This is a genomic window from Campylobacter sp. W0066.2 (genome assembly GCF_024723515.1).
Taxonomy (GTDB): domain Bacteria; phylum Campylobacterota; class Campylobacteria; order Campylobacterales; family Campylobacteraceae; genus Campylobacter_D.
In genome coordinates this window covers 80,482-103,037 of the sequence record NZ_JANQCV010000002.1, presented here as the reverse complement: position 1 = coordinate 103,037, position 22,556 = coordinate 80,482, and the positions used below count along the sequence as shown (strand labels likewise).

General features: G+C 29.9%; 28 protein-coding genes. 19 read left to right on the top strand and 9 right to left on the bottom strand.

Annotated features, from left to right (window positions below; translation table 11 throughout):
* Window position 1 precedes the first annotated feature (1 nt).
* Genes hypB through msrA form a run of 6 tightly spaced genes read left to right on the top strand, consistent with a single transcriptional unit; the run spans window position 2 to window position 3,929 of the window.
* Window positions 2–736, top strand: coding sequence for a hydrogenase nickel incorporation protein HypB (hypB, locus tag CAMP18498_RS01400; protein ID WP_337196972.1), 735 nt, complete (start codon window positions 2–4; stop codon window positions 734–736).
* Window positions 736–1,017 carry a HypC/HybG/HupF family hydrogenase formation chaperone gene (locus CAMP18498_RS01395; RefSeq protein ID WP_039618343.1) on the top strand — a complete coding sequence of 94 codons (282 nt, stop codon included), beginning with the start codon at window positions 736–738 and terminating at the stop codon, window positions 1,015–1,017. Before hypB ends, CAMP18498_RS01395 begins: the two co-directional genes overlap by 1 nt.
* A complete protein-coding gene (hypD, locus tag CAMP18498_RS01390; protein ID WP_337196970.1) occupies window positions 1,004–2,095 on the top strand; it encodes a hydrogenase formation protein HypD in 1,092 nt (363 codons plus the stop codon). The genes CAMP18498_RS01395 and hypD overlap by 14 nt, the downstream gene beginning before the upstream one ends.
* Before the next feature lies 1 nt (window position 2,096).
* Window positions 2,097–3,068, top strand: coding sequence for a hydrogenase expression/formation protein HypE (gene hypE, locus CAMP18498_RS01385; protein WP_337196968.1), 972 nt, complete (start codon window positions 2,097–2,099; stop codon window positions 3,066–3,068).
* Window positions 3,068–3,433, top strand: coding sequence for a hydrogenase maturation nickel metallochaperone HypA/HybF (locus CAMP18498_RS01380; RefSeq protein WP_039641489.1), 366 nt, complete (start codon window positions 3,068–3,070; stop codon window positions 3,431–3,433). The genes hypE and CAMP18498_RS01380 overlap by 1 nt, the downstream gene beginning before the upstream one ends.
* Window positions 3,423–3,929: a peptide-methionine (S)-S-oxide reductase MsrA gene (msrA, locus tag CAMP18498_RS01375; protein ID WP_337196964.1), complete on the top strand. Its 507-nt coding sequence runs from the start codon at window positions 3,423–3,425 to the stop codon at window positions 3,927–3,929. Before CAMP18498_RS01380 ends, msrA begins: the two co-directional genes overlap by 11 nt.
* On the opposite strand, the gene CAMP18498_RS01370 is transcribed toward msrA, so the two are convergent.
* The 9 genes from CAMP18498_RS01370 to CAMP18498_RS01330 are packed head-to-tail and all read right to left on the bottom strand — an operon-like array spanning window position 3,926 to window position 10,788.
* On the bottom strand, window positions 3,926–4,126 hold the full coding sequence (locus tag CAMP18498_RS01370) for a YgaP family membrane protein (RefSeq protein ID WP_012661495.1): 201 nt from the start codon (window positions 4,124–4,126) through the stop codon (window positions 3,926–3,928). The genes msrA and CAMP18498_RS01370 overlap by 4 nt on opposite strands.
* A 57-nt stretch (window positions 4,127–4,183) precedes the next feature.
* Entirely contained in the window at window positions 4,184–4,312 is a 129-nt protein-coding gene (locus CAMP18498_RS01365; protein ID WP_337197027.1) for a helix-turn-helix domain-containing protein, read from the bottom strand.
* The gene (locus CAMP18498_RS01360) at window positions 4,294–4,554 is read right to left on the bottom strand and encodes a hypothetical protein (protein ID WP_337196961.1); all 261 of its coding nucleotides are present in this window, start codon (window positions 4,552–4,554) and stop codon (window positions 4,294–4,296) included. Before CAMP18498_RS01360 ends, CAMP18498_RS01365 begins: the two co-directional genes overlap by 19 nt.
* A gap of 37 nt (window positions 4,555–4,591) precedes the next feature.
* Entirely contained in the window at window positions 4,592–4,789 is a 198-nt protein-coding gene (locus CAMP18498_RS01355) for a hypothetical protein (RefSeq protein ID WP_337196960.1), read from the bottom strand.
* 39 nt (window positions 4,790–4,828) lie between these two features.
* A complete protein-coding gene (gene tpx, locus CAMP18498_RS01350; RefSeq protein WP_337196959.1) occupies window positions 4,829–5,353 on the bottom strand; it encodes a thiol peroxidase in 525 nt (174 codons plus the stop codon).
* A gap of 56 nt (window positions 5,354–5,409) precedes the next feature.
* The gene (locus CAMP18498_RS01345; RefSeq protein ID WP_337196957.1) at window positions 5,410–7,437 is read right to left on the bottom strand and encodes an ATP-dependent helicase; all 2,028 of its coding nucleotides are present in this window, start codon (window positions 7,435–7,437) and stop codon (window positions 5,410–5,412) included.
* 7 nt (window positions 7,438–7,444) lie between these two features.
* Window positions 7,445–8,686, bottom strand: coding sequence for an ArsS family sensor histidine kinase (locus tag CAMP18498_RS01340; RefSeq protein ID WP_337196955.1), 1,242 nt, complete (start codon window positions 8,684–8,686; stop codon window positions 7,445–7,447).
* Entirely contained in the window at window positions 8,683–9,357 is a 675-nt protein-coding gene (locus tag CAMP18498_RS01335; protein ID WP_039618324.1) for a response regulator transcription factor, read from the bottom strand. Before CAMP18498_RS01335 ends, CAMP18498_RS01340 begins: the two co-directional genes overlap by 4 nt.
* 12 nt (window positions 9,358–9,369) lie before the next feature.
* Entirely contained in the window at window positions 9,370–10,788 is a 1,419-nt protein-coding gene (locus CAMP18498_RS01330; RefSeq protein ID WP_337196953.1) for a DegQ family serine endoprotease, read from the bottom strand.
* A gap of 149 nt (window positions 10,789–10,937) precedes the next feature.
* On the opposite strand from CAMP18498_RS01330, the gene CAMP18498_RS01325 reads away from it, so the two are divergent.
* Genes CAMP18498_RS01325 through CAMP18498_RS01265 form a run of 13 tightly spaced genes read left to right on the top strand, consistent with a single transcriptional unit; the run spans window position 10,938 to window position 22,543 of the window.
* Entirely contained in the window at window positions 10,938–11,810 is an 873-nt protein-coding gene (locus CAMP18498_RS01325) for a J domain-containing protein (protein ID WP_337196951.1), read from the top strand.
* Between the two features lie 12 nt (window positions 11,811–11,822).
* Window positions 11,823–12,197 carry a heat shock protein transcriptional repressor HspR gene (locus CAMP18498_RS01320; RefSeq protein ID WP_039668403.1) on the top strand — a complete coding sequence of 125 codons (375 nt, stop codon included), beginning with the start codon at window positions 11,823–11,825 and terminating at the stop codon, window positions 12,195–12,197.
* A gap of 27 nt (window positions 12,198–12,224) precedes the next feature.
* Window positions 12,225–13,850 (top strand): cation:proton antiporter domain-containing protein, encoded by a 1,626-nt coding sequence (locus CAMP18498_RS01315; protein ID WP_337196949.1) that lies wholly within the window; start codon window positions 12,225–12,227, stop codon window positions 13,848–13,850.
* Window positions 13,847–14,179 (top strand): hypothetical protein, encoded by a 333-nt coding sequence (locus CAMP18498_RS01310; protein WP_337196948.1) that lies wholly within the window; start codon window positions 13,847–13,849, stop codon window positions 14,177–14,179. The genes CAMP18498_RS01315 and CAMP18498_RS01310 overlap by 4 nt, the downstream gene beginning before the upstream one ends.
* Window positions 14,176–14,802, top strand: coding sequence for an HAD family hydrolase (locus CAMP18498_RS01305; RefSeq protein ID WP_337196947.1), 627 nt, complete (start codon window positions 14,176–14,178; stop codon window positions 14,800–14,802). The genes CAMP18498_RS01310 and CAMP18498_RS01305 overlap by 4 nt, the downstream gene beginning before the upstream one ends.
* Before the next feature lie 2 nt (window positions 14,803–14,804).
* The gene (locus CAMP18498_RS01300; RefSeq protein ID WP_039618310.1) at window positions 14,805–15,068 is read left to right on the top strand and encodes a DUF2018 family protein; all 264 of its coding nucleotides are present in this window, start codon (window positions 14,805–14,807) and stop codon (window positions 15,066–15,068) included.
* On the top strand, window positions 15,068–15,505 hold the full coding sequence (locus tag CAMP18498_RS01295; RefSeq protein WP_337197025.1) for an exporting protein: 438 nt from the start codon (window positions 15,068–15,070) through the stop codon (window positions 15,503–15,505). The genes CAMP18498_RS01300 and CAMP18498_RS01295 overlap by 1 nt, the downstream gene beginning before the upstream one ends.
* Window positions 15,506–15,552: 47 nt before the next feature.
* Window positions 15,553–16,446, top strand: a complete 894-nt coding sequence (locus CAMP18498_RS01290) for a polyprenyl synthetase family protein (protein WP_337196945.1) — start codon at window positions 15,553–15,555, stop codon at window positions 16,444–16,446.
* Entirely contained in the window at window positions 16,446–17,753 is a 1,308-nt protein-coding gene (gene hemA, locus CAMP18498_RS01285) for a glutamyl-tRNA reductase (RefSeq protein ID WP_337196944.1), read from the top strand. The genes CAMP18498_RS01290 and hemA overlap by 1 nt, the downstream gene beginning before the upstream one ends.
* On the top strand, window positions 17,740–19,440 hold the full coding sequence (locus tag CAMP18498_RS01280; RefSeq protein WP_337197024.1) for a proline--tRNA ligase: 1,701 nt from the start codon (window positions 17,740–17,742) through the stop codon (window positions 19,438–19,440). Before hemA ends, CAMP18498_RS01280 begins: the two co-directional genes overlap by 14 nt.
* Window positions 19,437–19,832: an FxsA family protein gene (locus CAMP18498_RS01275; protein WP_337196942.1), complete on the top strand. Its 396-nt coding sequence runs from the start codon at window positions 19,437–19,439 to the stop codon at window positions 19,830–19,832. Before CAMP18498_RS01280 ends, CAMP18498_RS01275 begins: the two co-directional genes overlap by 4 nt.
* Window positions 19,823–20,749: a hydroxymethylbilane synthase gene (hemC, locus tag CAMP18498_RS01270; RefSeq protein ID WP_337196941.1), complete on the top strand. Its 927-nt coding sequence runs from the start codon at window positions 19,823–19,825 to the stop codon at window positions 20,747–20,749. Before CAMP18498_RS01275 ends, hemC begins: the two co-directional genes overlap by 10 nt.
* Entirely contained in the window at window positions 20,750–22,543 is a 1,794-nt protein-coding gene (locus CAMP18498_RS01265; protein ID WP_337196939.1) for a menaquinone biosynthesis decarboxylase, read from the top strand.
* Window positions 22,544–22,556: the final 13 nt, after the last annotated feature.

Below are 22,556 nucleotides of genomic sequence, written 5' to 3'. Positions count from 1 at the left end.
TATGTGTAAAGATTGCGGCTGTTCTATTAATGGACATGAACATCATCATGATCACCATCATGAAAATCCAGCTTTAAAAGATGAAAAAACTATTAATGTTATTAGTAAAATTTTATCAAAAAATGATCATCAAGCAGCTCATAATAGAGAGCATTTTAATGAGTATAATACTCTTTGTATTAATTTAATGAGTTCCCCAGGAAGCGGTAAGACAACACTTTTAGAAGAAACTATAAAAACTTTAAAAGATGATTTAAAAATAGCTGTGGTTGAAGGAGATTTAGAAACTAATAATGATGCAAATCGCATTATCAAAGCAGGAGGCTTAGCTCATCAAATCACCACAGGACAAACTTGTCATTTAGATGCTTTTATGGTGCATGAAGCTTTACATCATTTTAAACTTAGCGAACTTGATATAGTTTTTGTTGAAAATGTGGGAAATTTAGTATGTCCTGCAAGTTATGATTTGGGCGAGCATTTAAATGTAGTTTTACTTTCAGTAACAGAAGGTAGCGATAAGGTAGAAAAATATCCAGTGATGTTTAGAAAGGCTGATTTATTAGTCATTGCTAAAGCCGATTTAGCTCAGCATTTTGACTTTGATTTTAAAGCAGCTTCTATGGCTGCTAAAAGACTAAATCCTAAAATAGATATTATGATTTTAGATAGTAAAACAAAAACAGGATTTGATCTTTGGATAAATTATCTAAAAATGAAAAAGGAGCTTAACTAATGTGTCTTTCTATACCTTCTAAAATTTTAGAAATTGATGAACTAAATTCAGCCATAGTAGAAACTTTAGGGGTTAAAAGAAGAGTGAGTTTAGACTTGATAAGCGAGCCTTTAAAAGTAGGCGATTATGTGCTTATACATGTAGGTTTTGCTATGGAAAAAATCGACACTCAAGCTGCACAAGAGAGTTTAAAAATTTATACAGATATAGCAGAGAAAATGCAAAATGGACAAATTGATGAAAATGAAGGCGATATGGGGCTAAAAAATGGATTTAATTAATGATTTTAGAGATAAAGAAAGAATTTTAGCCCTAAAAGAACTTATTGCTTCTAAAATTACTAAGCCTATTAATATCATGGAAATTTGTGGTGGACATACGCATAGTATTATGAAATTTGGTTTGCCTGATTTATTACCCAAAGAAATTAATTTTGTGCATGGTCCAGGTTGTCCTGTGTGTGTTATGCCAAGAGAGCGTATTGATACAGCTTTAAAGCTTGCAAGTATGCCAAATACTATCTTTTGTGTATTAGGTGATATGCTTAAAGTGCCAGGAAGCTATGAAAGTTTAATTGATCTTAGATCTAAAGGAGCTGATGTTAGAGCACTTTATACACCTTTGGATGTGATAGATATAGCTTTAAAAAACCCTGAGAAAAATATAATCTTTTTTACCATAGGTTTTGAGACAACTACACCTATGAGTGGGGTGATTATAGAAAAAAGTATAGCCTTAAATTTAAAAAATTTATTTTTTCATATTAATCATGTATTAGTTCCACCTGCGGTAGAAGCTATCATGCAAGATGAAAATGTAAAAATTGACGCCTTTTTAGGACCTTCTCATGTAAGTGTTATCACAGGATCAAACATTTATGAACCTATTGCTAAAAAATACCAAACACCTATAGCAGTAAGTGGATTTGAACCAGTTGATATAATGCTTAGTGTGTTAAATATAGTAGAGCAAATGAATGCAAATACTTTTGAAGTTTATAATGAATATCACAGAGTAGTTAGCAAAGAGGGTAATTTAAAAGCTAAGGCTTTAGTAGAAAAATACTTTAAACCTTGTGATTTTGAATTTAGAGGTCTTGGAGTGATTGTAAATGGGGGGCTTTGTTTAAAAGATGAATTTGCACACTTAGATGCTAGCAAAGTGTTTGATTGTAAGGTGCAAAGTAAAGATGAAAGCAAGGCTTGCATTTGTGGTCAAATTTTAAGAGGCTTAGCTAAGCCTTATGATTGCAAGGTATTTGCAAAAGCTTGTACTCCAAAAAATCCTATAGGTAGCTGTATGGTTTCTAGTGAAGGAGCTTGTGCGGCTTATTATAAATACTATCAAGATAAGGCATAAAATGAAACAAATTACTCTAGCCCACGGTGGTGGTGGCGAAGAAATGAATGCTTTGATAAGTGAAATTTTTTCTATTTTTGAAAACGATATTTTAAAAGAAGCAAATGATGCTGCTATTTTAGATGATTTGGCTTTTAGCACTGATTCTTTTGTGCTAAATCCTATCTTTTTAAAAGATATAAATATAGGAAAATTAGCAGTTTGTGGTAGCGTAAATGATGTATTAATGGTGGGAGCAAAACCGCTATATTTATCGTTAGCTTTGATTTTAGAAGAGGGTTTTGAGATAGAAAAGTTAAAGATTATACTAAAATCTATAAAAGAAGAATGCGATAAAGCGGGAGTAAAACTAGTTTGCGGGGATACTAAAGTTGTTCCTAAAAATAAAGGCGATGAGATATATATTAACACTTCATGTATAGGTAAAAATATACAAAAAATCAATACCAAAGACTTAAAAAGTGGTTGTAGTATATTAGTTTCAAGGGATATTGGAGCTCATGGTTGTGCGGTTTTGGTTGAAAGAAATAATTTAGAGGCAAATATCCAAAGTGATTGCAAAAGCTTAAAAGATGAAGTTTTAACACTTTTAAATGCAGATATTTCTATAAAAGCAATGCGTGATGCTACGCGTGGTGGGTTTAGTGCGGTTTTAAATGAATGGGCTAAATTAAGTAATTTAGAGCTTTTAATATATGAAGAAAAAATCCCAGTTTGCGATGAAGTTTTAGGGGTTTGTGAGCTTTTTGGGTATGAGCCTTATGAGCTTGCAAACGAAGGAACTTTTATTATTTGTGTAGATAAAAAAGATGAGCAAAAAGCATTAGAAATTTTAAAACAATTTAATCCTAATGCAGCTATTATAGGTGAAATCACAGCTAATGAAAAAACAAGAGTGGTTTTAGAAAATGCTTATGGAGCAAAACGTATTTTAGAAGCTCCAAAAGGCGAACTTTTGCCAAGAATTTGCTAATGCATGAGTTAAGTATTACAGAATCTTTGCTAGAGCTTTGCGAAGAATACGCTCAAGGAAAAATTATTGAAGAAGTGCATGTTAAAATAGGGCGCTTAAGTGGGGTTGAGCCTCCACTTTTGCAAAGAAGCTTTGAAACTTTTAAAGAAAATAGTCCTTTGTGTAAGAATGCTAAATTTATTATGCATATTCAAGAAGTAGTAGTTGAGTGTCAAAAATGCCATTTTAGTGGAGTGCTTGAAAATAATATCTTTTGGTGCCCAAAATGCGAAGATAAAGATTTAAAAATCATAGATGGAGAAGAACTTTATCTTATGCAACTTGTTTTAAAAGAAAACGAGGATTTGGAAAACAATGACAAATAAAGAAATCATTTTAGGTGCGGGTTGTTTTTGGTGTACTCAAGCTGTGTTTGATGAAATTAAAGGCGTAGTTTATACAGAAGTAGGTTATAGTGGTGGTAAGCCAAATCCAAGTTATGAAAGCGTGATAAATGGCGATGAAAATATAGAAGTAGCTAAGATAATTTATGATGAAAAACAAATTTCATTAGAAAAAATCTTAGAAATTTTTCTCAAAATGCATGATCCAACAAGCCTAGATAAACAAGGTGCTGATGAGGGGATACAATATAGATCAGTTATTTTTTATCAAACTAATGAGGAGTTAAAAATCATTAGTGATTTTTTACAAAAAGCACAAAAATATTACGCTAAAGCTATAGTTACGCAAGTTTTAAAATTAGAAAAATTTTATAAAGCTGAGGATTATCATCAAAAATATTTTAAAAATAATCCCAGCCAAGCTTATTGTAGATTTATCATCGCACCAAAGCTAGAAAAACTAGTAAATCATTCCTAATTTTTCTTTTTAGAAATAGGGCAAACCCCAAGTGGACAAGCTTGTTTTCCACTAAGTACTCTTATAGGACAAACAGCAAAAATACCTGTTAATAAAGGAATTAAACCCAATAGTCCCCACCAAGTTGAAAAATAAACTCCTAAAGAAAACGCCACTATGGCTAAAGCTATTCTTAGCACTCTTTCTAATTTACTCATAATTTCTCCTTTTTGTTGATATTATAAATAAATTTTAAAAGTATTTCTGTGATAAAGTTACAAAGAAATTAGTATTATTTTAGATCTTTCAAGTTTGATTTTACCTTCTTTTTCTAATTCTTTTAAAATTCTTGAAACAGCTTCTCTAGCGCTTCCTAAGTGATTAGCTAAAGCTTCATGGGTAATTTTAAAGTATTGTTGCTAGCATTTTCTTTTAAAAAATCACAAATTCTAGAAGATAAAGGCATAAATAAAGCTTGTTCTAAAACTTTGATTAAGGTATTAAAACGCTTGGTGATTAAACTTAAAACATAATTATTAATTTTTGGGTATTTATCTTTTAAAATTTGAAAAATTGATGAGGGAGTGATAGCTATACTTGTATTTTGAGTACTTTGTATAAAAACATCATAAGATATGCCATCCATATTACACTCAGAGCAAATAACACATTCATCATTTTCTTTAAGGTGAAAAAAGTGTTATTTCTTTTGCATTTGGGGTTAAAATAAAAGCTCTAAGCTCGCCTTTTAAAATTTTTATAAATCCTAAACATTTATCATTGACCTTAAAGTCTTTTTCAATGTTTATTATTTGTAAATGCTCTTGTATAAGTTTGAGATCTTGTTTTTCTATTTCAAAATGAGAAAGAAAATTTTCCATGTTTTTAAGTTTTAAAAGCCTATAAAAGGCTTTTAAATTTTAGTGGCAACCACAACCACCACATCCACAACTTTGACCAAAGAAGCTTTCTAAAGCTTGCATATTTGGAAGTTCTGTTACTTCATTTACTAATTCTTTATAAGCAACCACGCCATCTTTAACTACAAACACCGCTCTAGCTAAAATTCCCTCAAGTGGACCATCAGCCACTAAAACACCATATTTTTCACCAAATTCTTTAGAAACAAAATCACTTGCAACAGTTAAATTATCTATACCTTCAGTTGAGCAAAAACGACCCATAGCAAATGGTAAGTCCATGCTAACTACGATTACTTCTACACCGCTTGCTGCTGCTTTTTTATTAAATTCTCTAGCTTCAGTTGCACATACTGGAGTATCAAGGCTTGGTACGCTGATAATAATTTGAGTTTTGCCTTTTGGAGCAATTTCAATACCTGAAAGATCTTTAGCTTTTAAGGTGATATTTGGAGCCATATCGCCAACTTGGATGTTGTTTCCTTTTAAATTTACTTTATTTCCTTTGAATAATACACTATTCATTTTTTTTCTCCTTGAATGATTTTTATTAATCATAATATAAAAAGATTAATAAAGTCTTATTTTTGTTCTTCTTTGCACATACCTGCTTCGATTAGAAAACACGAAGGTTGATAATTGCTTTTTTTAATCTTGTCATATTTTGCATAGCTTAAGTATAAAGTATCCTTAGCTCTAGTTACAGCTACATAAAAAAGCCTTCTTTCTTCTTCCAAACTTCCACCCATGCTCATGAGTTTTTGATTAGGAAATCTTCCTTGTGCAAGATCAATTACAAATACAAGCTCAAATTCAAGACCTTTGCTAGCATGTATGCTTAAAAGATTAACCCCGCTACCACTACTCATTTCACTAGCACCAAGAGTAAGAAAATTATAATATTTATAATTATCACTGTAATTTTTAGCAAGTTCTTTTAATACAAACATTTTTGCGTTGATTTTTTCTAAAATTTCATTTTTTTTATTTAAGTCAACATTGGAGTTTTTATTAGTCGCTCTTTTGGTTGCTAAAATATCACAAATTTCTTTAAAATAATCATTTTCTAAGATCAAATTTACAAGCTGGATTGAAACCTTACACTCACTTGCTTTTTTAATAAAAAGATAAATTTTTTCAAGATTTTTCGCACAAAGCTCGTTGATTTTAGGAAGGCTTAAAATAGGGTGGGTGTTAAATTCACTTTCTAAGTTAAACCTTGAAGGCGAGGCTAGCTCCTCAATATCATCAAAAAGTCCTAGTTGGTAACTTTGCTTTTTATATTTTTTTAAACTCACACTATTATCAGGATTTAAAAAACCTTTAATCAAACTAGAATGTCCCAGTTTTAATAAAGCGTCAAAAATATCTTTTGCTAAAACCCCACCAACTCCTTTGGTGTATTCAAGCAAGTATATAAAAGCCATGATATCTTTTGGATTAAGCACGATTGCAAGCATAGAGCAAAAGTTTTTAACTTCCAAGCTTTCAAAAAAGCTTCCCCCGCCTTTTCTTTTGCTTGCTATACCAAGTTCTCTCAAGGCAACTTCTACTCCATCTGCACTAGAATTGTTTCTAAAAATAACAGCGATTTCATCAAGATTAACCCCGCTTTGTAAGATTATTTTTGCTATGGTGGAGTATTGATCAAATAATTCATTAAAAGTTAGCAAACTTGGTGCTTTAAAATCTCCTTCTCTAGTTACAATCAATTCTTTAGGATATAATCTTTCATTGTTTAAAATAACCTTATTGGCTAGCGCAAGTATATTTTTACTAGAACGATAGTTTTTATTTAAAGTAAAAATATTTGCATCGATAAATCTATCTTTAAAACTTCCTATAATAGAAATATCAGCTCCATTAAAAGCATAAATACTTTGGTCATAATCCCCCACACAAAATAAACTTTTACTTTTAAAAGCATCAATTAATGAACCTTGTAAAGTATTAGTATCTTGGTACTCATCTACTAAAATCTCATCAAATTCAAAATGATGTAAAGCTAAAACATGTTTTAATTTGATCAATAAATCATTAAAATCCACATAATTAAAACGTGCTTTTTCTTCTTCGTATTCTTTTAAAATATCTTCATAAATTTCAGCATAAACAGCTTGTTCATCATAATTTTGACAAAACCAATTATAAAATTCATCTAAATTTGCATTAGTATTTTGAAATAAAGAATACACATCATACAAATAACTTGGCATATAAGGTTTAGTGTCGCTTAAATGATGAAAAGTGCGTTTTTCAAAAATGGAACGTAAAAGAATTTTAAGCTCACTAGCAGGTTTTAAAATAATATCATGATTTAACTCTTTAAGTAGGGAATAAGCAGTGCTATGAAAGGTTCCTGCTGTGATTTTTGAAGTAATACTTTTATCAAAATACCTACTAAGTCTTTCTATCATCTCTTTACTAGCTTTGTTTGTAAAGGTTAAAAGCATAATTTTTTCAGGCTTTATACCATTTTGAAGTAAAAAGGCTATTCTTGCAACTATGGTTGAAGTTTTACCTGTGCCTGCACTTGCTATGATTAGATTGTGTCCAAAAGGAGCACTAGCAGCTTTGTATTGTTCTTCATTTAAACGCGATAAGGGCATGAGCTTCCTAGTTTAAAATTATATTTTGCATATCATTAAAATAAAAATGATTAACACCATCTTTATATTCATAATAAAGTGTAAGTTTATGAGAGTCTAAAATAGTCTTAACAATATATAATCCAAGTCCAAAACTATCTTTGTTTTTCTTTCCTTGCGTAAAGGCTTGAGTGTAGTATTTCAAGTCTTTATCTAAGGCTTTTCCTTTGTTTTTAAAGCAAAGATAATCTTTAGTTATTTCTATGGTAACGCAATTTTCATCAGAATATTTTATCGCATTATCTATCATATTTTTCATCGCAGTAGTAAAAAGTTTAAAATCCACATTGACACTAAAACTTTCTTTTATACTAATCTTTACCTTTTCATCATCACTCATAGCTATATCTTTAGCTTCATCTAAAAGATCTAAGATATTGTATTTTTTTAAATTAATTAAACCAGCACCCGAAGTAATTTGTTCAATGGCTGCAAATTCATTAATCAAAATTTCCAAACGATTAAAAGCACCCACTAATCTTTCTTTATATTTGCTATCTTCAAGCATTTCTAAAGTAATTAAACCTTTAGTGATAGGAGTTTTTAACTCATGCATAATATTTCTTAAGAAAAATTGCCTTGAAGTGTTTAGTTTTTGAATTCTCAAAATAGACTCATAAAAGGCTGTTGCTACTTGAGAAATTTCATCATTGCCTTTACTGACATTTTGAATTTCATTGAGTTTGTTTTCGCCAAATTTATCTATTTGTCTTTTTAAAGCTCTAAGTGGTTTTAATTTTTTAATGATAAAAATATATAAAACCAATAAAACCATTACCACTATACTAGCAATAAGCTTAATCACGAAATAACGATAGCCTTGATATTCTAAATCTTTGTACAAATAAAGCTTACCATCAAAAATGATTTTTAAATATACATTATCTTCTAAAGTAATGATTTCAACTACACCTGTGCTAGTTTGAGCGCGTGCTATGGTTTCAGCCTTGTAGATGATTTTTCTTATAGAAGAAGGTGTAGTTAATTCTATCATTTTATAATTTTTTGTTTGCTCATAAAATTCTTTTTCACTAATTACATGATTAAAATACAATAATCTTGCATTAGCTATAAAAGAATATTTTGCATTAAGCTCATTAGTGTAATTTTGCTGATCATATTTTATAAGCCATAAAAATGCCAAAATCACACTAACACTAGCAAGCAAAAAAACAAAGGTTATGGTATAAAAAATAGATGATTTATTCATTGAGTTAATTTATACCCTATACCTCTGATTGAATGAATGTATTTTGGAGTTTTAGGATCATCTCCGATTTTTTGTCTGATTCTGCTAATGATTACATCTATACTTTTATTACTAGAATCTTCACTAATAGAACTACAATTATACACAAGTTCTTCGCGGCTTACCACTCCACCTTCTTTTTTAATTAAATAACTCAAAATATCAAATTCAGCATTAGTAAAGCTAATTTCTTGATCTTTCATAGTGATAGTATGTTTGTATTTATCATATACAAGATCTTTTTTAACTTGAGTTTGAGCGGTTTTGGTGTTTGAAATTCTTCTTAAATGACTTTTAATCCTTGCTTGAAGCTCTTGAGGATTATATGGTTTTGGCAAATAATCATCAGCACCCAAATCAAGCGCAGCAACCTTATCGCTAATATCATGTCTTGCACTTGAAATGATAATAGGCGTATCATATTTTTTACGAATTTCTTCACACACTTCAAGTCCATCAAGCCCAGGCAAGCTTAAATCCAAAATGATTAAATCATAAGGATTTAAAGCAAGTCTTGAAAGACCTATATAAGGCTCATGAGCAATATCTACTTTCATATCAAATTGCTCTAAATATTCAGCTATAATCTCTGCTAATTCTAAATCATCTTCTATCATTAAAATATTTGTCATTTTTTTCCTTTCTTAAAAAAGTAAAGCTCTAACCATACCGCCTCTATTAATCCAAATTTTAACATATTCTTTGCCTTTATTTAATTCTAAAGCCTTAGATAATTCTTTAAAATTTGAAACTTCATATTGATCAATACCTATAATAATATCACCTTGCTCAAAGCCTATTTTTTCTGCTTTTGATTTTGGAGTAACTTCAGTGATTAAAATACCACTAATATTTTCAGGTATGCGGTATTGTTGTTTATTTTTAGAATCAAGCTCTACTAATTTTAAACCATCAATATAACCTTTTTCATATTGTAGCGATTTTTCATCTGTTTTTAGCATAAATTTAGCTGTTTTGACTTTATTATCTCTTTCATAAGTTACTTCTATAGCTTGTTTTGGGTCAATACTTCCTATATAATTTTTTAAATCCATAGGGCTTTTAATCACAGTTTTGTCTACTTTTATGATCAAATCGCCTCTTTTTAATCCTGCATTATAAGCTGCTGAATCTTTTTGAACTTCTGTTATTAAAGCTCCTTCTTGATTAGTATAAGCTTTTTTAATATCTTGAGTTAAAGCGCCTATAACTACACCTAAATATCCTCTTTCTATTTTTCCATGCTCGATAAGTTTTTGTGCAATAGATTTTGCCATATTAGAAGGGATTGCAAAGCCTATGCCATTATTTCCACCACTTCTTGAAAGTATGGCTGAATTTATTCCAACTAAAGCTCCTCTGCTATCTACCAAAGCCCCGCCTGAATTTCCAGGATTAATTGAAGCATCCGTTTGAATGAAATTTTCATACTGATTTAAACCTATATTGTTTTTGTTTAAAGCTGAAATAATTCCACTTGTAACACTGCTTCCAACACCAAAAGGATTACCTAGAGCAAATACTACATCACCTTCTAATAATTTATCCGAATCAGCAAAAACCACAGCAGGTAGATTTTTTGCTTCTATTTTTATCACTGCTAAATCTGTTTTAGGATCAGCACCAATTAATTTAGCTTTATATTCAGTGCTTGAATCAGGTAAATTTACAGTGATTTTTTCAGCATCTTCTATAACATGATTGTTTGTTATAATATAACCATCACTTGAGATAATTACACCAGATCCAAGTGAACTTACTACTTCTTTTTTATTTTTTTTACTTTTTGGAGCTTGTGGAAAATCAAAACCAAAAAATTGTTTAAAATAAGGATCATTGAAAAAATCATCAATCCCAAAGGAATTATTTTGAACGGTTTTAGAAGTTGAGATATTCACAACTGAATTTTTAACTTTCTGTATAGAATCATGATAAGAGAGTATAGTATTTTGATTATCAGCTGGTAAAGATCTTTTTACATTATCATCTGCTTGTTTAAAATCAATACTAGCGCTAAAAAGAGTAGTTGCTAATGCCAAAGAAAGAACCATAGTTTTTTTCATGTATTATCCTTTGTAAAATCAATTTATGCAAGTATAAAATTTTATTTTTACACAATTGTAAATAAAACCTTTAGTTTTAAAACTTATAAAAGTTGATTGACTAAGACTAAAGTTTATGATATAATCTTATAAAAAATAAGGAATAAAGAATGAGTAATAGTTTATATGAAACACTAGGTGTTTCGCAAAATGCTAGCGCGGATGAGATAAAAAAAGCTTATAGAAAATTAGCAAGACAATACCACCCAGATATCAATAAAGAAGCAGGTGCTGAGGAAAAATTTAAAGAAATCAACGCCGCTTATGAAATTTTAAGTGATGAGAAAAAAAGAGCTCAATATGATAGATATGGTGATTCTATGTTTGGTGGGCAAAGTTTTCATGATTTTTCAAGAAATGTAGGCGGAGCTGATATCAATGATATTTTGAATAATATTTTTGGCGGAGGCTTTGGGGGTTTTGGTAGAGGTTTTAGCTCTAGTAATAATTTTAGAAGTGGTTTTGGAGGCTTTGGGGGTTTTGAAGAGGATTTGGACTTACAAGCAAGTGTTAAAATTCCTTTTGAGAAAGGAATTTTAGGTGGTGAACATACTATAAATATCAATAACGAACAAGTTAAAATCAAAATTCCACATGGCATAAAAGATGGCGAAAAGCTACGCATACGAGGTAAGGGAAAAAGCTTTCAAGGGCAAAAAGGAGATTTGATTTTAAAGGTAGAGCTTGAAAGAAGCGATGAATATGAAAGAGAAGATGATGATTTATACAAAAAGGTTGAAATTAGCTTAAAAACAGCACTTTTTGGAGATAAAATCAGCGTGCATACCCCAAGAAAAGAAGTTAAAATCACTATACCGCCAAATTCTAAAAACAATCAAAAAATCAGACTTAAAGGCTATGGGGTGCAAAATAGAAAAACAGACCTTTATGGGGATATGTATTTAATTTTAAATGTAAAAATACCTGATATTAATAGCCTTGATCCTGAATTTGTAAAAATTTTAGAAGAAAAATTACCTTAAAAGGAGTATGCAATGGAGCATAGTTATGATGAACCGGTGTATCTTATAAGCGTTGTTGCAAAGGTTTTAAGCATACACCCACAAACTCTAAGACAATACGAAAAAGAAGGTTTGGTTGAACCAAGTAGAACCGATGGCAAAATGAGGCTTTATTCTCAAAAAGATATAGATAGAATCAAAATGATTTTACGCTTAACAAGAGATCTTGGAGTTAATTTAGCTGGTGTTGATGTGATTTTAAAGCTAAAAACAAAAATTGATGAGTTTGAAAATACCATTGAAGAATTAAGATTAGAACTTGATAGAAGAGATAATCCTTCTAAATCAAGAGCAGTAGTCAAACACAGAAGCAATTTTGACTTAATTTTTTTAGAAAAAATAAAATAATAAAACATTACAAAAAAAGGTTGGTGAGTGGATGCTTTTATAACTTTATTTTTAACTGCAGTAGCAGTTGCTGTCGTACTTAATGTTATACTTAAAAAATTTGGAATTCCAACCATTATAGGCTATATAGCCACAGGTTTATTTGTACGTGAATTTTATGGTTTTAGCACGAATGAAATCATTATCCATGTGGCTGAGTTTGGTATAGTTTTTTTAATGTTTACTATAGGGCTTGAATTTTCATTTAAACACCTTTTAGCAATGAAAAAAGAAGTGTTTTTAAATGGAAGTTTGCAAATGCTAACTTGTGGCTTGGTTTGTACTTTGCTTGTAACTTATATTTTAGGTATAGCAAACCATATAGCAATGATAGCAGGTTTTGCTCTAGCTTTATCATCCACTGCTATAGTTTTAAAAATACTTAATGATAGTGGCGATATCAATGAAGAATATGGTAGAAAAGCTTTGGGAATTTTGCTTTTTCAAGATATTGCTGTAATACCACTACTGTTAATGATTGATATATTTAGCTCTCAAAACGCTGATATTTCAAAGCTTTTATTTACAACCTTAGTCAGTGCTGTGATTTTACTTGTTTTGCTTTATTTTATAGGCAAATACCTTTTTACTTATGTTTTGAAATTTATCATTAAGACTAATGCAAATGAAATTTTCATCGCTACCATACTTTTTACCGTAATAGGAGCAAGCTTTTTAGCGCATTCTTTTGGTTTTTCATATTCACTTGGGGCATTCATAGCTGGAGCTTTGATAGCTGAAACTAAATATAAACATAAAATAGAAGCCGACTTGGTTCCTTTTAGGGATTTACTTTTAGGATTTTTCTTTATTAGTGTTGGCTTGCAAATTGATTTTCATTTAGTTTTTGAAAATTGGTTTTTGATTTTTGTTTTTGTAAGTTTGGTGTTATTGATAAAATTTGTAGTAATTTATGGTCTTTTAATCCTTTATACAAGAAAAAGAGTGGCGTTAAAAACTGCTTTGAGTATTTCTCAAATTGGAGAATTTGCACTAGCAGTATTTTCACTAATGCAAGTAAATTCACTTATAGATGAAAAAACAGCACAAATTTTCATTATAGTTTCTATTATCACTATGGTTGCGACGCCTTTTATTTTAAATAATCTTAGAAAAATAGCCAACGCAGCCGAAGGTGAGCAAAATGATATGGCTAAATTTTATTTATGCGATCAAAAAATGAAAGATCATTTTATCATTTTTGGTTATGCAAGATTAGGTCAAGAAGTAGTGCAAAAGATTAAAAAAACAGGTATTCCATATTTGGTTTTAGAAAGTGATTTAAATTTGGTTGAGCTTGGGCGTAGCAGAAATGAGAATGTTTTTTTTGCTAGTGTAGCGCAAGTAGAAACATTAAAAGTAGCTAATATAGAAGAATGCTCAGTTGCTATTATAACTATAAGCAATGAAGCTAAACTTGATATGCTCTATCAAGTGCTTTCTGGTTTTAACAAACCTATACAAACAGTTTTAAAAACAAGTGGTACAGGTGCTAAAATCATTTTCCCACATACTGATCAACATTTACACATTGTAGATGCTGAAGCTTCAATAGCTAGAAATTTAGTTCAAGAAGCATTACAATGTAGAATCAATACAAGTGCAGCAGAATGAAAAATGATGAAAAAGCTTTAAGAGTTAAATACGTAAGAGCTTTGGAAAAATTTACCAACTCTGCTGTAAGTGCTTTAAAAAGAGAAGATTTTGATTTAACACTTTTTAGAGAAAGAATACAAAAAAATGCTAAAATCTTTGAAAAAGTTCAAGCGGTGTTTTTGGATTCTACTTACACTAAGGCTTTGGAGCTTTTTGTAAATGAGTGTTTAGATGAAAGTTTAGACCAAAAAACCTTAGCTTCAAAAGCTAATGCTTTGTATAAGCTAAAAAATAATCAAAGTTATAAAAAAGACAAACATAAAATTAAATTTAAGGATGAATATTGATAAATGTAATTTTTGATATGGATGGCACGCTTATAGATAGTGCTAATGCTATAGTATGTGCGGTAAATGAAATAAGAGCGGATTTAAATTTAGAACCTTTAAAAAGAAAGTTTATTTTAGATACTATCAATACTCCTGGGCAAAATTATGCTAAGATTTTTTATGGGGTTGATACTTACTCACATACTAGCTTTAAAGAAGGTTATGAAAAATATTTTATTAAGCATTATGATCAAAGTGTGGTGCTTTTTGATGGTGTGCTTGAGGTTTTGGAATTTTGCAAAAAAAACGATTGTTATCTGGCTATAGCTACTAATGCACCTCAAGAAAGCTTGGTGCCTATTTTAAAAAAACAAAACATTCTTTCATATTTTGATAAAATATTAGGTGTTAGTTATGGTATAGAAGCTAAGCCTGATCCTATGATGTTAAGATTAATCGCAGATGAAGCAAAATATGAAAAAAGTATTTTCATAGGCGATAGCTTAAAAGACAGACTTTGTGCTAAAAATGCTAAGATGGATTATATACATATTTCTTGGCAAAAAGAAATTAAAGACTTAGATGAAGCTAACGATAAAACTACTTTAATAGAAAAAATTCAAACTTACATAAAAGGTTAAAAATGGATATTTTTGATGAAATGTTTGCAAAAAGCCCTAAAGAAAAATTTATTGAAACAATAAAATATGCAAATTTAGGTGCATTGGAAAATGTTTTAGAAAAATTATTAGCCGATCATATCGCTATGATAGAGCTTTTAGAAAAAAATAATTTAAATGAAAGCGATGTAGCGCAATTTCAAATGGAAAATTCACTCTTAATAGATGAGAGAAAAAACGATTTTTACATAGGATTAAGCGCTGAAATTTTAGGGCATGAGGGTTAATTTTGCGTTTATTTTTATCTTTATTTTTGATACTTAATTTTTTAAAGGCTGAAGTATTTTTTGATTATACTTATAAATTTACCCTGAGTAAAGATGAAAAAGCAAGTGTAAAAATAAAAGAAATTGACTATCCTGATGAGATTTATTATTTTGACTTCTCATGGACTTTATTTGATCAAACTAATATCATTGTTCATTCAAAGTATAAAAAATACCCTAGGCAATTTGTGATGTCTTTAAGAAGAAATTTAAACTGGGTTGATCAAACCTTAGTGCCTGATTATAAAAATCCTCATATAGATAGAGCAAGATTGATACTTGAATTTAGTGATTTTAAAAAAGGTGAGGCTATTTTTACTGTGTATATAGAAGATAGAGATAAGAAATTAGAAGTAGAATTTTTAGACCCTAGAAAAGCCACTCTTAATCAAAACTAAAGTAAAATTTAATAAAATATAATTATAAGAAAACTAAGGAAAGCATAGTGCAAAAGATCGATCAGTATATGCATGAATTTTTATCTGAATTAAATTATGAGCCTATTTTAACCATGAGTTCAAAACTTCAAGGTGGTAAAAAATTACGTTCAAAACTACTTTTAAAAATAGCTGGGGAAAGTGATATTAGCTATAAAATCTGTGCTATTATAGAGTTAATTCATGCTGCAAGCTTATTACATGATGATGTGATTGATGAAGCAAAATTAAGAAGAGGTGTAAAGTCTATCAATGCACAATTTGGAGCTAAAAATGCTATCATGCTTGGAGATATTTTATACTCAAAAGCCTTCTATGAACTTTCTTTGATTGATTTAAAATTAGCAAAAATCATTTCTAATGCTGTTGTTATGCTTTCTGTTGGAGAATTAATGGATGTAAATTTAAGCGAAACTTTCAATACTAATAAAAACGCTTATTTACAAATGATATATAATAAAACAGCCATTTTAATCGAAGCTAGCGCAAGGTGCGGGGCAATACTTGCTAATTTAAATGAAGATGATTTTGCAGAATATGGTAAAAATTTAGGTTTAGCTTTTCAAATTGTAGATGATATTTTAGATATCAAAGGTGATGAGCAAACTTTAGGTAAACCTGCTATGAATGATTTTAAAGAAGGTAAAACCACTCTTGCTTATATGTATTTATATGAAAAATTAAATCCACAAGATCAAGAAATACTTAAGTCTTATTACAAGAAAGATTTAAGTATAGATGAGCTTACTTGGATTAAAAATAAAATGCAAGAATATGGAATTTTTGATCAAGTTGGTCAAGAATTAAACACTTATGCAAATAATGCACTAAATGCCATAAAAAAATACAATATAAAAGATTTAGAAGATATTATTAAAAGTATGATAGAAAGGGAATTTTAATGCATTATTATTGTATCAGTTTTACACATAAAAATACAGATATTGCTACTAGAGAAAAACTTTCCTTTTCTAATGAAGATAAAAAAAGAGAATTGCTAAAGCTAATCCATGCTAATAATAAAATTTTAGAAAGCTTAGTGCTTAGTACTTGCAATAGGGTTGAAATTTTTCTTTTTGTTGGAGAGATTGAAGGCATTAATGAGCATATTTTAAGAACGCTTAGTTTGCTTTGTGGGGTTGATAAAGAAAATTTAAGCACTAAGGCTGATTTTTACGAAGATAGCGGAGCCATCCATCATTTATTTTCTGTGGCAAGTTCGCTTGATAGCTTGGTTATTGGTGAAACACAAATTGCTGGACAATTAAAAGATGCTTATAAATTTGTCCTGCAAGAGCAAAGATGTGGTGTGCATTTAACTAGAGCAGTGCATTATGCTTTTAAATGTGCGGCAAATGTTAGAAATCAAACTGAAATTTCTAAAAATCCTATTTCAGTTGCTTCAGTGGCGGTGGCAAAAGCCAAAGAGCTTGTAAATTTAGAAAATAAAATTGCAGTTGTAGTAGGCGCAGGGGAAATGAGCGAGCTAGCTTGTAAGCATTTATTAAATGCTAAGGCCAAAGTATTGATATTAAATAGAGATATACAAAATGCTCAAAAGCTTTGCGAGGATTTAGGTAAAAATGCAAGTTGTGAAAGTATTGCAAATTTAAAAGAAGCATTAAATCAATATGAGATATTTTTTAGCGCTACAAATGCTCCGCATGCTATCATAACCAATGATTTATTAGAAGAAAAAGATTATAAAAGATATTTTTTTGATATAGCGGTGCCTAGGGATATTGATGTAAAAGCAAATGAAAAAAATATAGTTTATGCTGTTGATGATTTAGAAGAAGTTGTAAGAAAAAATTTAACTCTAAGAGAACACCAAGCCCAAATTGCTTATTCTATAGTAGGTGCTATGACAAATGAGTTTTTTCAACATCTAAGCAAACTAGCAACCATGCCTTTAGTTAAGCAATTACGCTTACAAGCTGATGAAATCGCTAAAGAACAATTGCAAAAGGCTATAGATAAAGGGTATTTAAAACACTCAAACCATGAAGAAGCAAGAAAGCTTATAAGACAAGTAATGAATGCATTTTTACATCATCCAAGCATAAATTTAAAAAAACTAAGTGGAACTATGCAAAATGATTCAGTAGTTAATGCTATGCGTTATGTGTTTGATTTAAAAAATGAAAATATGGAAGGTTTAAACCTTTATAAATGTGAATTTAATTTGGAGAATAATCATGAAATTTAGTAAATTTTATGCCATAAGTACAAAAGAAAATCCAAAAGACGCTACTTTACCAAGTCATATATTTTTAGTTAAAGGTGCCTTTGTAGAACAAATTGGAAGTGGTTTGTATAATTTTTTACCTTTAGGAAAAAGAGTTTTAGATAAGATTAAAAATATCATCAAAGAAGAAATGGATAAAGCAGGAGCTTTAGAAGTAAATTTAAGTTTTAATACTCCAGCAGAACTTTGGAAAGAAAGTGGGAGATTTAATGTTTTTGGCAAAGAGCTTTTACGCTTTAAAGATAGAAAAGAAAATGATTTTGTCTTAGGGCCAACTCATGAAGAAGTTATGGTGGCTTTAGTAAGAAATAAAATAAATTCTTACAAACAACTTCCTTTACATTTATATCAAATAGGACTTAAATTTAGAGATGAGGCTAGACCTAGATTTGGACTTTTAAGGTGTAGAGAATTTTTAATGAAAGATGGTTATAGTTTTCATAGCAGTGAAGCTGATTTAGATAGAGAATTTAATCTTATGCATGAAACTTATAGTAAAATTCTTACAAGATTAGGGCTTGAATTTAGAGCTGTTGAAGCCGATAGTGGGGCTATTGGTGGAAGCGGTTCAAAAGAATTTATGGTTTTAGCTAAAAATGGCGAGGATGATATATTATTATGTGAGCATTGTGATTATGCTGCAAATATCGAAGCAGCAAAAAGAGCTAAAAAAAGTTGTGAAGATGAAAGGCCAGAAGCTGATTTTGCTACACAATTTCACACTCCAAATGTAAAAACTATAGAAGAATTAGCGGAATTTTTTAAAATCAACCCTTACTATACTATCAAAGCTATTGCCAAAAAAGCTATTTATGAAAATGAAGAAAAAATTGTAGTATTTTTTATACGCGGTGATGATGAATTACAAAAAGTTAAAGCACTAAATGCAGCAAATGCACTAGAATTAATTGATGTAAGTGAAGAAGAATTAGAAAAAGCAGGTTTAGTACCAGGATTTATCGGCTTTGTAGGATTAAATGGAGTTGATTTTTATATTGATCATGAGCTTGAAAATGAAACAAATATGATTATTGGAGCAAATAAAAAAGATTATCATTTAGTCGGAATCAATGTTGTAAATTTAAACAAAGAACGCTTTAAAGATCTTGCAGCAGTTAAAGAACATGATCTTTGTCCAAAATGCCAGCACAAACTCAAGCAAAGCAAAGGTATTGAAGTAGGGCATATTTTTAAACTTGGAAATAAATACTCAAAAGCAATGAATGCAAGCTATTTAGATGAAAATGGTAAAGCTCAATTTTTCACCATGGGTTGTTATGGTATAGGAGTGAGCCGTTTAGTAGCTGTTGCCATAGAAGCAAGTCATGATGAAAAAGGTTGTATTTGGAATAAAACTTTAGCTCCTTTTGTTTTGGATATTATCGTTTCTAATATAAAAGACACAAAAGCTATGGAATTTGCTGAACAAATTTACACTCATTTTAGTGATAAAGAGATTTTATTTGATGATAGAAATGAGCGTTTTGGTGTAAAGATTAATGATTTTGAATTAATGGGCTTTCCTTATGCTTTAGTTATAGGTAAGGGCTTAGAAAATGATGAAGTAGAGTTGATCCATAGAAATACCTTAGAAAAACAAGTTTTGAAAACCCAAGAAGTAATTTCACACTTAGAGAAAATTCTATGATGGTAAAAACAAATTTAAGTGCATTTTTGATTTTAGAATTAATCGCTAGTATTTTATTTATAACCTTTTTTGGTTTTTTAAATTTTTTTATGATACTTTTTGCAAGTATGTTTTTAGGAGCAATGTTTTTAGCAAAGACTTGGACAAATCTCATTACTATGCAAAATACTAACACGAATTTATTTGGTATGATTAAATTATTTTCCTTAACTATAGTAGGAATTTTACTTTTAATACCAGGAATTTTAAGTACATTTTTAGGAATTTTGCTTTTATTTTTTATGATGGCACTAAAACTTTTTACAAAACAAAAAAGAAAATATCATCAAACAAATAATGAAGAAGAAATCATAGACGTAGAAATCATACAGGAGCATAAAAAATGCAATTAATCATCGCAACAAGAAAAAGCCAACTTGCGTTATGGCAAAGTGAGTATATAAAAAATAAATTATCGCAAACACATTCTGAATTAGAAATTTCTTTAGAGGGTTTTAAAACTAAAGGCGATGTTTTACTTGATTCACCTTTGGCTAAAATAGGTGGAAAAGGACTTTTCACAAAAGAACTTGAAGAAAGTATGTTAAGAGGCGATTCGCATTTAGCTGTGCATAGCTTAAAAGATGTGCCTAGTTTTTTTCCAAAAGGTTTAGTTTTGGCTGCTATTTCAAAAAGAGAAGTGGTAAATGATGCTTTTTTAAGTAAGTATTATGAGAGCTTAAATGCTCTTCCAAAAGGTGCAAAAGTAGGCACCACAAGTCTTAGAAGAAGAATGCAACTTTTAGCACTAAGACCTGATTTAAATATCATTTCTCTAAGAGGTAATATCAACTCACGCTTAGAAAAACTTAAAGCCAAGGAATTTGACGCTATTATTTTAGCTCTAGCTGGCATTAAACGCTTAGGTTTGGATAAAGAAATAAAATACATTAGAACTTTTGAACTTGATGAGATGATACCTGCAGCTTCTCAAGGAGCTTTAGGTATAGAAAGCATTGATGATAAACAAATTTTAAAATACCTTGAATGCTTAAATGATGAAAATGCCTTCATAGAAACCCATATAGAAAGAGATTTTATAAAAACTCTAGAAGGCGGCTGCCAAGTACCTATAGGTATTAATGCAAAAATCATTGATGAAAAAATAGAAATTCGCGCCATAGTAGGCTTACCTGATGCAAGTAAAATTCTCAAAGAAAAAAGAATGATTGATAAGCAAGATTACGCAAAAGCGGGCGAACTTTTAGCTAAAGAAATGATAGCAAAAGGTGCAAAAGAAATTTTAAAAGAAGCAGAGAGTATGATATAAATGCAAAAATTCGTAGAACTTTTAGAAAAAAATAATTTATTAAAAACCATTCATGAGCCTGTTGATGTTGATCTTGAGATGGCACATTTAGCTTATATAGAAGTTAAAAAAGAAGACTCAAAAGCCTTACTTTTTACTAATGCAGTAAAAAATGGTAAAAAATACGATTATCCTGTTCTTTTAAATACTTTTTGTAATGAAAAAGCTTTAAAATTAGCATTTGGGAAAGACTATGAAGATATAGCTAAAGAAATTAGCTCTTTACTTAAAATGCATATACCACAAAGCTTTGGTGCAAAATTAAATTTTTTCAAAACCTTGCTTGATTTAAAAAATATCCCACCAAAACGCATTAAAAAAGATGGAGAATTCAACTATAAAAGCTTAAATTCATTATATGATATGCCTATTTTAAAAACTTGGGAAAAAGATGCTGCGCCTTTTATCACCATGGGACAAGTTTATACTCAAAGTATAGATGGAAAACAAAATAATCTTGGAATGTATCGTTTACAAGTAGTTGATGAAAAAACCTTGCTTATGCATTGGCAAATTCACAAAGATGCGAGCCATTTTTTTTATGAGTATAAAAAAGCAAATCAAAAAATGCCAGTAAGCATAGCCATAGGTGGAGATCCTTTATATATTTGGTGTGCTCAAGCGCCTTTGCCAAAAGGAATTTTTGAACTTTTACTTTATAGTTTTATCAAGAAAAAACCTGCCATTTTAGCAAAATGCAAAAGCAATCATCTTTATGTACCTTATGATAGTGACTTTGTGATTGAGGGCTTCGTAGATCCAAATGAATTCGCACCTGAGGGACCTTTTGGAGACCATACAGGTTTTTATACCCCTGTTGAACTTTGTCCTATTTTAAAAGTAGAAAAAATCTTTGCTAAAAAAAATGCGATTTATCAAGCTACTGTTGTAGGAAAACCACCTTTGGAAGATAAATACATGGGACTTGGAACAGAAAGAGTTTTTTTACCTTTACTTCAAACAAATGCTCCTGATTTGATAGATTATAACATGCCTGAAAATGGTGTTTTTCATAATCTAATCTTGGCCAAAATAGAAGCAAAATACCCAGCTCATGCAAAACAAATAATGCATACTTTTTGGGGAGTAGGACAAATGAGTTTTGTAAAACATGCAATTTTTGTTGATGAAAATGCGCCTCGTTTGAAAGATTATGACAAACTCATACCTTATATACTCAATCGCTTTGATGAAGAAAAATTACTTATTAGCGAAGGAATTTGCGATCAACTCGACCATGCTTCAAGCACTTATTGTTATGGTGGTAAAGCAGGGCTTGATGCATGTGGTGATGAGAAAAAAGTTGAACTTGAAATTCTAAGCGATGAGGCTTTACTTTCACTTTTTAAAGAAAAAGATCAAAATATTTTAAAATTAAAGCAATTTTACACTCAAACCTTTGCTCCAATTTGTATGATTTTGATTGATAAAAAAGAAAAAATAACTCAAGTTTTTGAAAAATTACAAACTTATAAAAAGCATTTTAGAATTTTAGTTTTTTTAGATACAGATGCTATTTTAGAAAATCCTTATATGCTAATTTGGCGTGTGGTAAATAATATAGATGCAAAAAGAGATATATTTATCAAAAAAGATTGCGTTGCGATTGATGCAACAAATAAAGGATTGTTAGAAGATTATCATAAAGAATGGCCTTTAATGACAAATTGTTCTAAAGAAGTCATAAATAGACTTATTACAAGAAATTTACTTCCAAATGATGAAAAATTATTCAAAAAGTTTGAAATTTTTTAATTTTAAGCTTTTT